The sequence below is a fragment of the Mesorhizobium sp. LNJC405B00 genome, from assembly GCF_000502615.1.
Classification (GTDB): domain Bacteria; phylum Pseudomonadota; class Alphaproteobacteria; order Rhizobiales; family Rhizobiaceae; genus Mesorhizobium.
Map to the genome: position 1 here is coordinate 120,976 of NZ_AYWC01000006.1, position 13,741 is coordinate 134,716.

Annotated in this window: 13 protein-coding genes; 10 read left to right on the forward strand and 3 right to left on the reverse strand. The window is 63.6% G+C overall.

Annotated features, from left to right (window positions below):
• Window positions 1–88: 88 nt before the first annotated feature.
• Window positions 89–838, reverse strand: a complete 750-nt coding sequence (locus tag X756_RS151860) for a cytochrome c biogenesis CcdA family protein (RefSeq protein ID WP_023688319.1) — start codon at window positions 836–838, stop codon at window positions 89–91.
• A gap of 218 nt (window positions 839–1,056) precedes the next feature.
• On the opposite strand from X756_RS151860, the gene X756_RS151855 reads away from it, so the two are divergent.
• From X756_RS151855 to rpmG, 8 genes are all read left to right on the forward strand, one after another.
• Window positions 1,057–1,434, forward strand: a complete 378-nt coding sequence (locus tag X756_RS151855; protein ID WP_023688318.1) for a hypothetical protein — start codon at window positions 1,057–1,059, stop codon at window positions 1,432–1,434.
• Window positions 1,435–1,750: 316 nt separating this feature from the next.
• Complete coding sequence (topA, locus tag X756_RS151850; RefSeq protein ID WP_023729849.1) at window positions 1,751–4,459, forward strand: type I DNA topoisomerase; 2,709 nt, start codon at window positions 1,751–1,753, stop codon at window positions 4,457–4,459.
• 4 nt (window positions 4,460–4,463) lie between these two features.
• The gene (gene rnr / locus X756_RS151845) at window positions 4,464–6,770 is read left to right on the forward strand and encodes a ribonuclease R (RefSeq protein ID WP_023729850.1); all 2,307 of its coding nucleotides are present in this window, start codon (window positions 4,464–4,466) and stop codon (window positions 6,768–6,770) included.
• Window positions 6,770–7,222 (forward strand): DUF983 domain-containing protein, encoded by a 453-nt coding sequence (locus X756_RS151840; RefSeq protein WP_027050375.1) that lies wholly within the window; start codon window positions 6,770–6,772, stop codon window positions 7,220–7,222. Before rnr ends, X756_RS151840 begins: the two co-directional genes overlap by 1 nt.
• A gap of 87 nt (window positions 7,223–7,309) precedes the next feature.
• Window positions 7,310–8,050: an NUDIX hydrolase gene (locus X756_RS151835; protein WP_023729851.1), complete on the forward strand. Its 741-nt coding sequence runs from the start codon at window positions 7,310–7,312 to the stop codon at window positions 8,048–8,050.
• Between the two features lie 79 nt (window positions 8,051–8,129).
• Window positions 8,130–9,305, forward strand: coding sequence for an MFS transporter (locus X756_RS151830; protein ID WP_023681570.1), 1,176 nt, complete (start codon window positions 8,130–8,132; stop codon window positions 9,303–9,305).
• A gap of 116 nt (window positions 9,306–9,421) precedes the next feature.
• Window positions 9,422–9,877, forward strand: a complete 456-nt coding sequence (locus X756_RS151825) for a hypothetical protein (protein ID WP_023710625.1) — start codon at window positions 9,422–9,424, stop codon at window positions 9,875–9,877.
• A 323-nt stretch (window positions 9,878–10,200) separates the two neighbouring features.
• Window positions 10,201–10,368: a 50S ribosomal protein L33 gene (gene rpmG, locus X756_RS151820; protein ID WP_006201775.1), complete on the forward strand. Its 168-nt coding sequence runs from the start codon at window positions 10,201–10,203 to the stop codon at window positions 10,366–10,368.
• A gap of 408 nt (window positions 10,369–10,776) precedes the next feature.
• Here the strand turns inward: rpmG and X756_RS151815 are convergent, their stop codons facing one another.
• Both X756_RS151815 and X756_RS151810 read right to left on the reverse strand, forming a co-directional pair.
• Complete coding sequence (locus X756_RS151815) at window positions 10,777–12,150, reverse strand: PleD family two-component system response regulator (protein WP_023710626.1); 1,374 nt, start codon at window positions 12,148–12,150, stop codon at window positions 10,777–10,779.
• A 24-nt stretch (window positions 12,151–12,174) separates the two neighbouring features.
• On the reverse strand, window positions 12,175–12,546 hold the full coding sequence (locus X756_RS151810; protein WP_023667574.1) for a response regulator: 372 nt from the start codon (window positions 12,544–12,546) through the stop codon (window positions 12,175–12,177).
• A gap of 239 nt (window positions 12,547–12,785) precedes the next feature.
• On the opposite strand from X756_RS151810, the gene X756_RS151805 reads away from it, so the two are divergent.
• Window positions 12,786–13,085 (forward strand): DUF3572 domain-containing protein, encoded by a 300-nt coding sequence (locus tag X756_RS151805; RefSeq protein WP_023729852.1) that lies wholly within the window; start codon window positions 12,786–12,788, stop codon window positions 13,083–13,085.
• The gene (locus X756_RS151800) at window positions 13,082–13,735 is read left to right on the forward strand and encodes a hypothetical protein (RefSeq protein ID WP_023710628.1); all 654 of its coding nucleotides are present in this window, start codon (window positions 13,082–13,084) and stop codon (window positions 13,733–13,735) included. Before X756_RS151805 ends, X756_RS151800 begins: the two co-directional genes overlap by 4 nt.
• The last annotated feature ends 6 nt before the right edge of the window (window positions 13,736–13,741 follow it).

Sequence of the window (13,741 nt, forward strand, 5' to 3'; positions counted from 1 at the left end):
GGATGGCCAGGAGGTAGTCATTCCGGAGAAGATCGGACGGCGATTTGAAGTGCACAGAAGCGGATATTCCTAGGGTCAAGCCCAGCACCTACCCCAGCCGGCCCAGCACCGGAAAATTCTCCAACAGCCAGTAGGACACCGTCTGCACGCCGCCGGTGAGAAAGAACACCCCGGCGACGACCAGCAGCGCGCCGATCGCCTTTTCGACGCGACCGAGATGGACGCGGAACCTGCCGAGGAAGCGCATGAAGGCGCCGGAGAACAGGGCAGCGATCAGGAACGGAATGCCGAGGCCAAGCGAATAGGCGGCGAGCAGCAGCGCCCCCTCGCCCACCGTCTCGCGGCCGCCGGCCAAGGTCAGGATCGGCCCCAGCACCGGGCCGATGCACGGCGTCCAGCCAAAGGCGAAGGCCAGCCCCATGACATAGGCGGCGACCATGCTGGCGGGCTTGCCCTGCGACTGGAAGCGCGCCTCGCGCGACAAAAGTGGTATGCGCAGGATGCCGAGGAAATTCAGCCCCATCAGGATGATCAGCACCCCGGCAGCCATCGCCAGCGGCTCCTGCCACACGCGCAGCCAATGGCCGATGGTCGAGGCGCCGGCGCCGAGCGCCACGAATACCGTGGAGAAACCGAGTACGAAGGCGAGCGAGGAATAGATGAGCGCGCCGCGGGCGCCGGCCTTGGCCGCGACGCCGGCACCGCCACCGCGAAAGTCGTCGACCGACACGCCGGCCATGTAGCAGAGATAGGGCGGCACCAGCGGCAGCACGCAAGGCGACAGGAACGAGATCGCCCCCGCTCCGACCGCGCTGACATAGCCGATGTCCAATGGCATTCCAGAACTCCAGATTCCTTGGCGCCGATATAGCGACGCAAAATCGTGTTCGCCAATCACCATCGTGTGGAATTTGGCTACAGATACGATCCGGCCGGACGAATTGTTGTCGGCCAATCCCAAGTTGACCAAGCCGGGGAAGAAATGTCCCTCGCCGAACGTTCACAGAGCGAAGCCGCGATTTCTGCGCGCTTCGTCGGATCACCAGGGAGATTTCCATGAAAACGATCACCGTCGGCCTGGCCGCCCTTCTGCTCAGCACCGCCGCATCCTTCGCCGCCGAAGCGTGGAAGGAAGCGGAAGTCGCTGGCACCAAGATCTACACCGATGCCAACGGCATGACGCTCTATACCTATGACAAGGACGAGAAGGGCAAGACCAACTGCTATGACAAATGCGCCACCAACTGGCCGCCGCTGAAGGCCGAGGATGGCGCCAAGGCGGACGACGAATGGACCATCGTCGAACGCACCGACGGCACCAAGATGTGGGCCTATGACGGCAAGCCGGTATACACCTTCATCAAGGACAAGAAGGCCGGTGATGTCACCGGCGACGGCGTTGGCGAGGTCTGGCACATCGTCAAGGCCGACTGATCGTCCGAACCTCTATCCCGCGCGCCATCGGCGGGACTCGGCTGGCCGCCGGCTCCAAGCGACCCGGCGGCCAGTTCGGCATTTACGGGCAGCGCGACGCGGTCGCGGCGCCTTTCCCGGTGGCTCGAAACACGAACCCTCCCAGAAAAAAATTTTGTGATCTTCTCCATACACTCTAAGAGTGTATTGCGGCACACGCCTCCGCATTTTGGCCGCTTGCCCTTGACCGATCGCAAAAGCGCGGCCATGTGAGCGACCAATTGAATGCGTCACGCAGCGGAATTCTTCTGCCGCCCCACAGCTGATATGAGACCTCATGGACGTCGTCGTCGTCGAATCGCCGGCCAAGGCAAAGACAATCAACAAGTATCTCGGCAAGAACTTCAAGGTTCTGGCCTCGTTCGGCCATGTCCGCGATCTGCCGGCCAAGGATGGTTCGGTGCGTCCCGACGAGGATTTCGCCATGTCCTGGGCGGTCGACACCGCGTCCGGAAAGCGTCTCACCGACATCGCCAACGCGGTCAAGGATGCCGATGGCCTGATCCTCGCCACGGATCCGGATCGCGAGGGCGAAGCCATTTCCTGGCACGTGCTGGAGGTGCTCAAGCAGAAGCGCGTGTTGAAGGACAAGCCGGTCAGCCGCGTCGTCTTCAATGCCATAACCAAGTCGTCGGTGCTGGAAGCGATGGCCAATCCGCGCCAGATCGATGCGCCATTGGTCGATGCCTATCTGGCTCGCCGCGCACTCGATTATCTCGTCGGCTTCACGCTGTCGCCGGTGCTGTGGCGCAAATTGCCGGGCGCCCGTTCGGCCGGCCGCGTCCAGTCGGTGGCGCTGCGCCTGGTCTGCGACCGCGAATCCGAGATCGAGCACTTCATCCGCGAGGAATACTGGCAGATCGCTGCCCTCCTCGGCACGCCACGTAACGACAGCTTCGAGGCGCGGCTGACCGCGTTCGAGCGCAAGAAGCTGCAGAAGCTCGACATCGCCAGCAAGGCGCAGGCCGACGATATCAAGGGCATGCTCGAAGGCGCGACCTTCAAGGCTCTGTCGGTGGAAGCCAAGCCGACGCGGCGCAATCCTGGCCCGCCCTTCACCACTTCGACGCTGCAGCAGGCGGCATCGTCGGGCCTCGGCTTTTCGGCGACGCGCACCATGCAAGTGGCGCAGCGCCTCTATGAAGGCATGGAGATCGGCGGCGAGACCACCGGCCTGATCACCTATATGCGAACCGACGGCGTGCAGATGGCGCCGGAGGCGATCGACGCCGCCCGCGACACCATCGCCAAGGAATTCGGCCCAAGATACCTCCCGGAAAAGCCGCGCCAGTACACAGCCAAGGCTAAGAATGCCCAGGAAGCGCACGAGGCGGTCCGCCCGACCGATTTCATGCGCACGCCGGCTTCGGTCAGGCAGTATCTCGATTCCGACCAGCTGCGGCTTTACGAATTGATCTGGAAGCGCGCCATCGCCAGCCAGATGCAGTCGGCCGAGATCGAGCGTACCACGGTCGAAATCGAGGCGGTCAATGGCGCTCGCACCGCGGAGCTTCGCGCCGTCGGTTCCGTCGTTCGCTTCGACGGCTTCATCGCCGCCTACACCGACCAGAAGGACGACGACGCCGAAGACGAGGAAAACCGTCGTCTGCCCGAGATCCGTGCCGGCGAGCAGCTGGCCCGTCAGGCGATCAATGCCACCCAGCACACCACCGAGCCGCCGCCGCGCTACTCCGAGGCGTCGCTGATCAAGAAGCTGGAAGAGCTCGGCATCGGCCGTCCGTCGACCTACACCGCGATCCTGAAGACGTTGGAAGACCGTGACTACGTCACCATCGACAAGCGCCGGCTGGTGCCGCAGGCCAAGGGCCGGCTGCTGTCGGCTTTCCTCGAAAGCTTCTTCGAGCGCTATGTCGAATATGACTTCACGGCCTCACTCGAGGAAAAGCTTGACGAGATTTCCGACGGCAAGCTCGCCTGGAAGGACGTGCTGCGCGACTTCTGGAAAGATTTTTCCGGCGCCGTCGCCGACATCAAGGAACTGCGCGTCACCGACGTGCTCGACGCGCTGAACGAGGAACTGGCGCCGCTGGTGTTCCCCGCGCGGGAGGATGGCTCGAACCCCCGCATCTGCCCAAAATGCGGCTCCGGCAATCTGTCGCTGAAACTCGGCAAGTTCGGCGCCTTCGTCGGCTGCTCCAACTATCCGGAATGTTCCTTTACCCGCCAACTCGGCGATGCCGCCAACCCGAATGGCGAGAATGGCGGCGGCGAGGACGGCACCAAGGTGCTCGGCAAGGACCCCTACACGGCAGAGGAAATCACGCTGCGCTCAGGCCGCTTCGGTCCTTATATCCAGCGCGGCGACGGCAAGGAAGCCAAGCGCTCCAGCCTGCCCAAGGGCTGGACGCCTGATTCCATCGACCATGAGAAGGCCTTGGCGCTGCTGTCGCTGCCGCGCGACATCGGCAAGCATCCCGAGTCCGGCAAGATGATCTCCGCCGGGCTTGGCCGCTATGGTCCGTTCGTTTTGCACGATGGCACCTACGCCAATGTCGACAGCATCGAGGATGTGTTCTCGATCGGCCTCAACCGCGCTGTCACCGTGATCGCCGAGAAGCAGCTGAAGGGTAAGGGCGGCCGCAATGGCGGCACCGCGGCGGCGCTGAAGGAACTCGGCGACCATCCCGATGGCGGCGGCAAGATCGTCGTGCGCGATGGCAAATACGGGCCCTATGTCAACTACGGCAAGGTCAACGCGACGCTGCCCAAGGGCAAGGATCCGCAGTCGGTGACGGTCGAAGACGCGCTGGCGCTGATCGCCGAGAAGGAAGCCAAGGGCGGCGGCAAGAAGCCGTTCCGCAAGGCGGCAGCCGCCAAGGTCCCCGCAGCCAAGACAACCACTGGCAAGACAACCACTGGCAAGACAACCACTGGCAAGACAACCACTGGCAAGACAACCACCGGCAAGAAAACCACAGCCAAGAAGTCGGCGACCAAGAAGCCGGCGGCGAAGAAAAAGGGATAGCAGCGTGGCGCGCAGGATCACCGGTAGAAGCCACGGCGATCCGCGCACCGCCGACACGAGGGCCAAGGTCAAGGACGACTACAGGCCCTCGCGTGACGAAATCCTGCGCTACATCGCCGAGAACCCCGACCGCGCGGGAAAACGCGACATCGCCAAGGCGTTTGCCTTGCGCGGCGACGACCGCATCTGGCTGAAGGACATTCTTCGCGACCTGCAGGACGAAGGCATCCTGACCAAGGAGCGCAAGCGGCTGGCCCGTGTCGGCGCCCTGCCCCATGTCGCCGTGCTCGACATTTTCGGCCGCGACGGCGACGGTATTCTGCTGGCGCATCCGGCGGAGGCCGTCGGCACCGGCGAACCGCCGGTGATCTCGATCCGCGTCTCCCGCGGCGGCAATGGCCCGCAGCCGGGCATTGGCGACCGTGTGCTGGCCAGGACCTTCCCGACCGACGAGGCGACCGGGCCTGCCTATACGGGCCGCGTAATGAAGATTTTCGAGAAGCGGACAGATGCCGTGCTGGGCGTCTTCCGTATCCTGAGGGACGGCACCTTCCGAATCGAGCCGGTCGAACGTCGCCAGCCCGAACTGATCGTCGACAAGGAATTCCAGAACGGCGCCAGGAACGGCGACCTTGTCGAGGTCGAGCCGGCGCGGGCCTCCCGGTATGGTTTGCCGCGCGCAAAAGTGCTGGCTGTGCTGGGCTCGCTGACCAGCGAAAAGGCGGTCTCGATGATCGCCATCCACGCGCACGACATTCCGCATATCTTCCCGGCCGACGTCATCGCCGAATCCGAGGCGGTAAAACCGGCGACGCTTGCTCACCGCGAGGACTGGCGCGACCTGCCGCTGGTGACCATCGACCCGGCCGACGCCAAGGACCATGACGACGCCGTCTTCGCCACGCCCGACCTCGACGAGAAGAACCCCGGCGGCGTGATCGCCACGGTGGCGATCGCCGATGTTGCAGCCTATGTCCGCTATGGCACCGCACTCGATCGCGAGGCGCTGAAACGCGGCAATTCTGTCTATTTCCCCGACCGCGTCGTGCCGATGCTGCCAGAGCGCATCTCCAACGACCTGTGCTCGCTGCGCGAAGGCCAGGACCGTCCCGCGCTTGCCGTGCGCATGATTTTTGCCGCCGATGGCCGCAAGCTGCGTCACACCTTCCACCGCGTCATGATGAAATCGGCGGCAAAGCTCGCCTATCCGCAGGCCCAGGCCGCGATAGACGGCCTTCCTGACGACAAGACCGGCCCGATCCTCGATACGGTGCTGAAGCCGCTGTGGGACGCCTACGCCATCCTCAAGCGCGGCCGCGATGGCCGCCAGCCGCTCGAGCTTGATCTGCCCGAGCGCAAGATCCTGCTCAAGCCGGACGGCACCGTCGACCGCGTCGTCGTCCCGGAGCGGCTCGACGCCCACAAGCTGATCGAAGAATTCATGATCCAGGCCAATGTCGCCGCCGCCGAAACGCTGGAAGCGAAGAAGCAGGCGCTGGTCTACCGCGTCCACGATGCGCCGTCGCTGGCCAAGCAGGAATCGCTGCGCGAGTTCCTGCAGACGCTCGGCCTGTCGCTGGCGCGTGGCGCGCAGATGCGGCCCGCCCAGTTCAACGGCATTCTCGAGCGCGTGCGTGGCGCCGACAATGAGGGGCTAGTCAACGAAGTGGTGCTGCGCTCGCAGAGTCAGGCCGAATATTCGCCCAAGAACATCGGCCATTTCGGCCTCAACCTGAAGCGCTACGCGCATTTCACCTCCCCGATCCGTCGCTATGCCGATCTGATCGTGCATCGCGGGCTGATTGCCGCACTTGAGCTCGGCCCCGGCGGGCTGACGCAGGACGAAGAGACGCGGCTGGAAGACGTCGCGGTGCTGATCTCGGGCACCGAGCGCCGCGCCATGGCGGCCGAGCGCGACACCGTCGACCGGCTGATCGCCGCCTACCTCGCCGAGCGCATCGACGACCGCTTCGACGCCCGCATTTCGGGCGTCACCAAATCGGGACTATTTGTCCAATTGCCGCAGTTTGGCGCAGATGGCTTCATCCCGGTGTCAAGTCTGGATGGCGATTACTATATATATGACGAAACCGCGCGATCGCTGTTCGGAGAACGCACCGGCAAGGGCTATCAGCTTGCCGACCGCGTCGAGGTTCGCCTGATCGAGGTGGCGCCTATGGCCGGCGCGATGCGTTTCGAGATGCTGACCGACCCGAAGCCCCTGCCCGGCTCCAAACGGTCGTTTCACAAGGCAAAAGGCCGCGCCCGCGCGTCGCAATCGCGCCCGGGGTCGCGCGGCAGGAGACGATAATGGCAAGCGAAATGGGAATCCAGAAGCAGGTTTTCGGCGGCGAACATCATTCGGGCCGAGTCGCCCGCCCGCTGTGGACGGCGATGAAGCGCGGCGCCCTTGGCCGCTGCCCGCATTGCGGCGAAGGCAGGTTGTTCGCCGGGTTCACCAAAAGCGTCGACAAATGCGCCGCGTGCGGTGAGGAGTTCCACCACCACCGCGCCGACGACCTGCCCGCTTATCTCGTCATCGTCATCGTCGGCCACATCGTTCTCGGCGCCTTCATGGGCGTCGAGGCGACGTCGACGCTCTCCATGTGGCAGCACATCGCCATTTGGGTGCCGTTGACCATCGTGCTGTCGGTCGCTCTGCTGCAACCGGTCAAGGGCGCCGTCATCGGACTGCAATGGGCGCTCTATATGCACGGCTTCGGCGGCGAAAAAGACGGCACCGAGCCGCATCCCGGAACCTAGTTTGCGTCAGGGCAATGTCGCCTGGCGCAACATGCCGACCGTGAAAGGCCACTTTCGTTTGCCAGAAGTTTCCGCTAGGTCCTGCGCATGGAAGGTATGACCAAGGCGGAAGTCAGCAGGATGGACCGTGGCGCAGCCGCCCATAGCGGCCTGCCCATACGCCCGCGCGATGCCGCCACCCTGATCCTGCTCGACCGCGAGGGCGACGAGATTCTGGTGCTGATGGGCCGGCGCCATGCAGGCCACGCCTTCATGCCCGGCAAGTTCGTCTTTCCCGGCGGCCGCACCGATTCGGCCGACAGCCGCATTGCCGTTGCCACCCCATTGCTTCCGGAGGAAGAAGCCAGGCTGACCGCCGGCGTCGGCCGCATCAGCCCGTCGCGGGCCCGTGCCATCGCGCTCTCGGCCATCCGCGAGACTTATGAGGAAGCCGGCCTGCTCATCGGCCGCAAAGGCTCGTTCGCAACCGACAAACGCGACTGGCAGGGCTTTGTCGAGCACGGCGTCCAGCCTTCGCTGGCGCCGCTGCGCTTCATTGCCCGCGCCATCACCCCGCCCAATCGCGTGCGTCGTTTCGACACCCGCTTCTTCAACGCCTGGCGCAGCGATGTCGCCGTGGAACTGCCGGGTGGCGGCCCGACCAATGAGCTGGAAGAACTGGTCTGGCTGCCGCTCGCCAAGGCCAGAGAGGCCGATATCCCCGACATCACCCGAACGATCTTGCAGGAGCTGGAGACGCGGCTTGCCGGCGATCCGCGCCTGCGACCCGGTGGGTCCGTGCCGTTCTACCGGCTTGTCCGCAACCGCTTCGTTCGCGAAATTCTTTAGAGCAATTCCAGGAAAAGTGTGACGCGGTTTTCCGTCCGGAATTACGCAATATCAAACAGACAGAGTATTCAGGCATCACATGACGGTCGATACCCAGCAAGAGGGCGACGAGCGCGTACATTGGCTACCGATGATCGCCGCGATCTCGTCGATCAGCGTCGTCGGCATCGCCATAGGCCTCGGCATGCCGCTGCTCAGCGTTATTCTCGAGAGCCGCGGCCACTCGGCATCGATGATCGGCCTCAACACCGCGGTCGCCGGCCTTGCCTCGATCGCCGGCGCCCCGCTGGCCACGCCGCTGGCGATGCGCTTCGGCGTCGCCTGGACGATGATCGCCATGATCGCCGCCGGCGCGCTCGCCTTTGTCGGCTTCCACTTCGCGCCGGACTTCTGGATGTGGTTCCCACTACGCGTCGTGCTGCACATCGCGCTGACGGTGCTGTTCATCCTGTCGGAATTCTGGATCAGCACCTCGGCGCCGCCGCGCCGGCGCGGCCTGGTGCTCGGCATCTACGCCACAGTGCTGTCGCTCGGCTTCGCCGCCGGGCCATGGATCTTCGCCCATATCGGCAGCACCGGCTTCTTGCCGTTTGGCGTCATCATCGTCCTGGTCGCGCTGGCCGCAATCCCGGTGCTGGCCGCACGGAATGAAAGTCCCACAATCGTGGTTGACGGCGAAACCAGCAACTTCCTGCGCTACATCTGGCTGGTGCCGACAGCGACCGCCGCCGTGCTGGTGTTCGGCGCCGTCGAGACCGGCGGCTTTGCGCTGTTCCCCGTCTATGGCAACCGCATCGGCTATTCCGAGGCGGATGCAGCCCTCCTGCTCACCATGATCGGCCTCGGCAACGTGCTGTTGCAGATCCCTATCGGCATGATCAGCGACCGCGTCTCAGACCGCCGCTATCTGCTTTTGGCCTGTGCCACGGTCGGACTTGCCGGCACCATCTTCATGCCGTTCTTCGCCGGCAATTGGCACCTTATGGCGGCGCTTCTGTTTGTCTGGGGCGGCGTGGTGGCCGCCATGTACACGATCGGCCTTGCCCATCTGGGCTCGCAGCTCTCCGGCCATGAACTGGCCTCGGCCAATGCCGCCTTCGTGCTCTGCTACGGCGTCGGCATGGTGCTTGGCCCGCAGGCGATCGGCATCGGCATGGATGCCTTCGGGCCCTCCGGCTTCGGCTGGTCGCTCGGCCTGTTCTTTGCCGCCTATATCGCCTTGGTCAGCGCCAGGCTGGTCCGCAAGATCTGGTAGCCTGTCCGTCGCCAGCCTGCGCAATCCTGACGGGATGTCGCCGCTGCTGACAGAACCGTGTCAGGAGACCTCAGCTAAAAGGGTGTCCCAAAAAACCCGAGTTTGAGGATACGGTGATGATCGACAGCGGCTTTGAAACCACATCTCTGCGCATGACGCTTCTGCTGCTTGTCAGCTTCCAGGCCCCGGCAACCGATGTCGACCGCATCATGGACGCCGTGGTCGCGATCGCGCCGCTGGCAATGGGCAAATACGACCGCAACGCCTATCAAACGGCGCACGGCATCGAACGCTACCGACCGCTGGAAGGTGCAGCCGCCGGCGTCGAAACCGAACTGCGCCGCCGCCCCGGCACCGTCGAGGTCTCGTTCGAGTTGCCCGACGACCAGGTGCTCGCCGCACGCGTCGTCGAGGCGATTTTCCAGGCGCATTCCTACCAGGAGCCGGTGATCCGCATCCAGCCGATCCTCGCCAGCCGCTCCAAGGGCCTGGACGACCGCGCCAATCCGAATCGCTGGTGGAACACCACCGGGGACTGGAAAAAAGCGCTTCCAGTTAAGGAAGAAGCCTAGAAATCCGGCCCCGCTGAGGGCGAGCAACAGCGACCTTACCTTCTCTCCTTGTGGGGTGAGAAGCGGCCTCGTAGCGGACGAAAAGCCAATTGCTTGGTTTTCGAGATTCGAACGCCCTGAGCCTCAGCCTCCATCGAGCCGGTGATAAAACCGGACAACTCATGTGCTACCTAATCCGGACAACTCATGTGCTTACGACACGGCGGCCGCGCCGGGCTTGACTTTCCGGGCACGTTCTTTATGTGTCGCGCCAAGTTTCCCGCGTCCGGGTGTTTTCCCCCGCTCCAGCGGCCAAAACCCCACGAACATAACGGACTGATACAATGGCCAAAGCCGCAAACATCAAGATCAAGCTTCTGTCGACCGCCGACACCGGTTTCTTCTACGTGACCAGCAAGAACAGCCGTACCAAGACCGACAAGCTGTCGTTCCGCAAATACGACCCGGTCGCCAAGAAGCATGTCGAGTTCAAGGAAACCAAGATCAAGTAATCTGGTTTTCATACGCTCTGTCAAAAACGCCGCCCCTTCGGGCGGCGTTTTTGATTCAAGGCCCCGAAAGCCAGAACCCTCCGCTGTTTGGCGCGAAGTGCTCATCTCATTTTTTGGCAAAAAAGGGGGCCGGTCGGCGTATGGCAGCGGTACGAGGAGGCCACTATGTGCCAGCGCCGGCCGGCCGACCCCACGGACCCAGGAGATGCGGCGGACCTGAGCATCATGGGGTATTCGGCGAAGCGATGCGGCTGTCTACCCTCGTGCCCGCATCGCCCTTGTTCTTGCACCGCACATTTGCGCAACAATGTTTGAAAATCAATAGTTTCTTAACCAAGCCTGCCGAATCGCTTGGATTAAGGTAAATTCCTAACCCTGTCCGATTGACTGCATAATCGGTGGTCTAGCCTACGCTGCCTTGGCGACGACCCGGTTGCGGCCGCCACTTTTGGCTTCGTAGAGCGCCACGTCGGCACGTTTCATCAACGCCGCGACCGTGTCCGCGCCCTTCAGAACCGATGACACGCCGACGCTGACCGTGACTTCGATCGCCTTGCCTTCAGGGCCGATGGCAAACGGCAGCTGGGCGATTTCAGCGCGAATGCGCTCGGCAACTTTCTCCGCCACCGCGCCGTCCGTGTCCGGCATCACAACGACGAATTCCTCGCCGCCGAAGCGGCAGGCAAGGTCGATACCCCTGACGTTCTTGCGCAGCCGCCTTGCGAACTCGCGCAGCACATCGTCGCCGCCATCATGGCCATGCGAGTCATTGACGGTCTTGAAGCGGTCCAGATCGGTGATCATCACCGACAGAGGCCGCCGCCGCGCCACGGCGCGGTCGAACAGCGTCTGCAAATGGCTGTCGAGGTAGCGGCGGTTGTGCAGGCCGGTCAATGCGTCGGTCACCGCCATCTCGATGGTCTGGGTGACGCTGGCGCGCAGCTGGTCGTTGTAGCGCTTGCGGCGCACCTGCGTGCGCAGCCGCGCCGTCAGCTCCTGCTGGTCGATCGGCCGCATCAGATAGTCGTTGATGCCGAGCTCGAGCCCGCGAATGATGCGCCCCTCCTCGCCTCCATCGGCAATCAGGATGATCGGCAGGAAGCGGGTGCGGTCGAGCGAACGAAATTGCGAACACAACCGCAGCGGATCGAAATCGGCAAAACCGGTCGAGATCAGCACGCACTCATAGGGCGCCTCGGCGGCTTGGAAGAAGCCGGCATGCGGATCGGTCGCAATGTCGAGCTCGGCGCTGCCGCGCAGCATTTTCTGGATGCGCTCGAACGACGATTTGCGCTCGTCGATCAACAGCACCTTCGGCGTGGCGTCCTCCGACGCGAAGCTGCGGCTCAACAGCGCCTCGATGCCGATGTTGCGGGTGGTCGATGCGCGCAGCCGCAGCTCGTCGGTCAGCGACTTCAGCCTGACCAGGCTCTTCACCCGCGTCATCAGCTGCAGATCGTTGACCGGCTTGGTGAGAAAGTCGTCGGCGCCTGCCTCGAGGCCGCGCACCCGGTCGGCAACGTGGCCCAGCGCGGTCACCATGACCACCGGTATATGCGCGGTCGCCGGATCGCTTTTCAGCCGCTTGCAGACCTCGAACCCGTCCATGCCGGGCATCATCACGTCGAGCAGCACGACATCGACCTTGCCGTTTTCGCAGGTCTCGATCGCGTCCGGCCCGTTGAAGGCCGTCAACACCTCGAAATATTCGGCCAGCAGCCGAACCTCGAGAAGTTTGACATTGGCAGGGATGTCGTCGACGACGAGGATCCGCGCGGTCATGTCACAAGGCTCCGGCTGAAGGCATCAGGCATCACCGAGATAGGATTTGATGGTCTCGATGAAACGCGGCACCGAGATCGGCTTGGAGATGTAGGCCTCGCAACCGCCCTGGCGAATGCGTTCCTCGTCGCCCTTCATGGCGAAGGCGGTGACGGCGATGACCGGAATGGAATGGAGGTCGTCGTCCTCCTTCAGCCATTTCGTCACTTCCAGCCCCGACACTTCGGGCAGCTGGATGTCCATCAGGATCAGGTCGGGCCTGTGCTGGCGCGCCAGATCGAGCGCCTCGAGCCCGTTGCGCGTGCGCACCGTTTCATAACCGCTGGCTTCGATGAGGTCGCGAAAGAGCTTCATATTGAGCTCGTTGTCCTCGACGATCATGACCTTCTTAGGCATCGATTTCCCGTCCCGGCCAGGCTTCTGCCCGAAGCCCTGCCGCTATGCGCCCTTGTCGAAGCACACCAAACCCTCGCTCACTCTTAAGGCAATATGATTGACGAAATGGAAACCCGAAGCGGCAAAAGCCATTCGGATTCCACCTCGAAAACCACATTGGATCGGGGCTGTGGCTTGCCGCAGGCGACGCTTGCGATTACTGCGGAAAAGAGACTCATTTCCGCAACGAGAAAGTAGTGATGGCAAACGCAGCGTCAATGCGCGAGGAAGCGGAAACCATTGCCGTGAAGGCACTGGGCTTCGTCGCCGCCGACCCCGAACTCCTGCCGCGCTTCCTGGCCATCACCGGCATCGAGGCGTCCGCCATCCGCCGCGCCGCGGCCGAACCGGGATTCCTTGCCGGCGTGCTGCAGTTCATCCTCGCCCACGAGCCGACCTTGCTGCGCTTTGCCGAGGAAACCGGCACCCCGCCTGCCTCAGTCGGCAAGGCGTTGCGCGCGCTGCCTCTTGGCGGCGAGGACCATGAGCATTCGATATGAGCGACGATCCCGAGACGGCACGCCAGATCGCCGAACTTGCAGCCGACGACCGGCCTCTGCTGATCCTCGATGTCGACGATGTCGTGCTCGAATTCATCCGGCCGTTTCCGCATTTCCTGAAATCGCGCGGCTTCGGCCTGACGCTGGCCTCGTTCCGTCTCACCGGCAACATTGCCGAAACGGCGAGCGGCCGGCTGATCGAACAGCCGGAGGTGACGGCACTTCTCGGAGATTTCTTCGATACGCAGGCCGACTGGCAGAGCGTCACCGACGGTGCCGAACAAGCGCTTGCCAGCCTCGGCGACCGCGCCGAGATCGTCCTTTTGACCGCCATGCCGCATCGGCATCGCGCGGCGCGCCGCGCTCATCTCGATGCGCTCGGGCTGCCCTATCCGCTGTTGACCACCGAGATGGCCAAGGGACCGGCGGTGGCCAAGTTGCGTGGTAGCAAGGGCCGGCCGGTGGTCTTTGTCGACGACCAGCCCGCCAACCTCATCTCGGCACGCAACTCGGTTGCCGACGCCCATCTCTTCCACCTGATGGCCGACAATTCGCTGCGCGCCTTCCTGCCGCCGGTGCCGGACGACGTCATCTCCGTCGAGGACTGGCACGAGGCCGCGCCGAAGATCGCAAGCGCGCTCGGGCTCTGAGTTAGT

Coding starts and splice junctions, on each gene's coding strand:
- X756_RS151860 (WP_023688319.1), bottom strand. CDS start 838: ATGCCATTGGACATCGGCTATGTCAGCGCGGTCGGAGCGGGGGCGATC.
- X756_RS151855 (WP_023688318.1), top strand. CDS start 1,057: ATGAAAACGATCACCGTCGGCCTGGCCGCCCTTCTGCTCAGCACCGCC.
- topA (WP_023729849.1), top strand. CDS start 1,751: ATGGACGTCGTCGTCGTCGAATCGCCGGCCAAGGCAAAGACAATCAAC.
- X756_RS151840 (WP_027050375.1), top strand. CDS start 6,770: ATGGCAAGCGAAATGGGAATCCAGAAGCAGGTTTTCGGCGGCGAACAT.
- X756_RS151835 (WP_023729851.1), top strand. CDS start 7,310: ATGGAAGGTATGACCAAGGCGGAAGTCAGCAGGATGGACCGTGGCGCA.
- X756_RS151830 (WP_023681570.1), top strand. CDS start 8,130: ATGACGGTCGATACCCAGCAAGAGGGCGACGAGCGCGTACATTGGCTA.
- X756_RS151825 (WP_023710625.1), top strand. CDS start 9,422: ATGATCGACAGCGGCTTTGAAACCACATCTCTGCGCATGACGCTTCTG.
- rpmG (WP_006201775.1), top strand. CDS start 10,201: ATGGCCAAAGCCGCAAACATCAAGATCAAGCTTCTGTCGACCGCCGAC.
- X756_RS151815 (WP_023710626.1), bottom strand. CDS start 12,150: ATGACCGCGCGGATCCTCGTCGTCGACGACATCCCTGCCAATGTCAAA.
- X756_RS151810 (WP_023667574.1), bottom strand. CDS start 12,546: ATGCCTAAGAAGGTCATGATCGTCGAGGACAACGAGCTCAATATGAAG.
- X756_RS151805 (WP_023729852.1), top strand. CDS start 12,786: ATGGCAAACGCAGCGTCAATGCGCGAGGAAGCGGAAACCATTGCCGTG.
- X756_RS151800 (WP_023710628.1), top strand. CDS start 13,082: ATGAGCGACGATCCCGAGACGGCACGCCAGATCGCCGAACTTGCAGCC.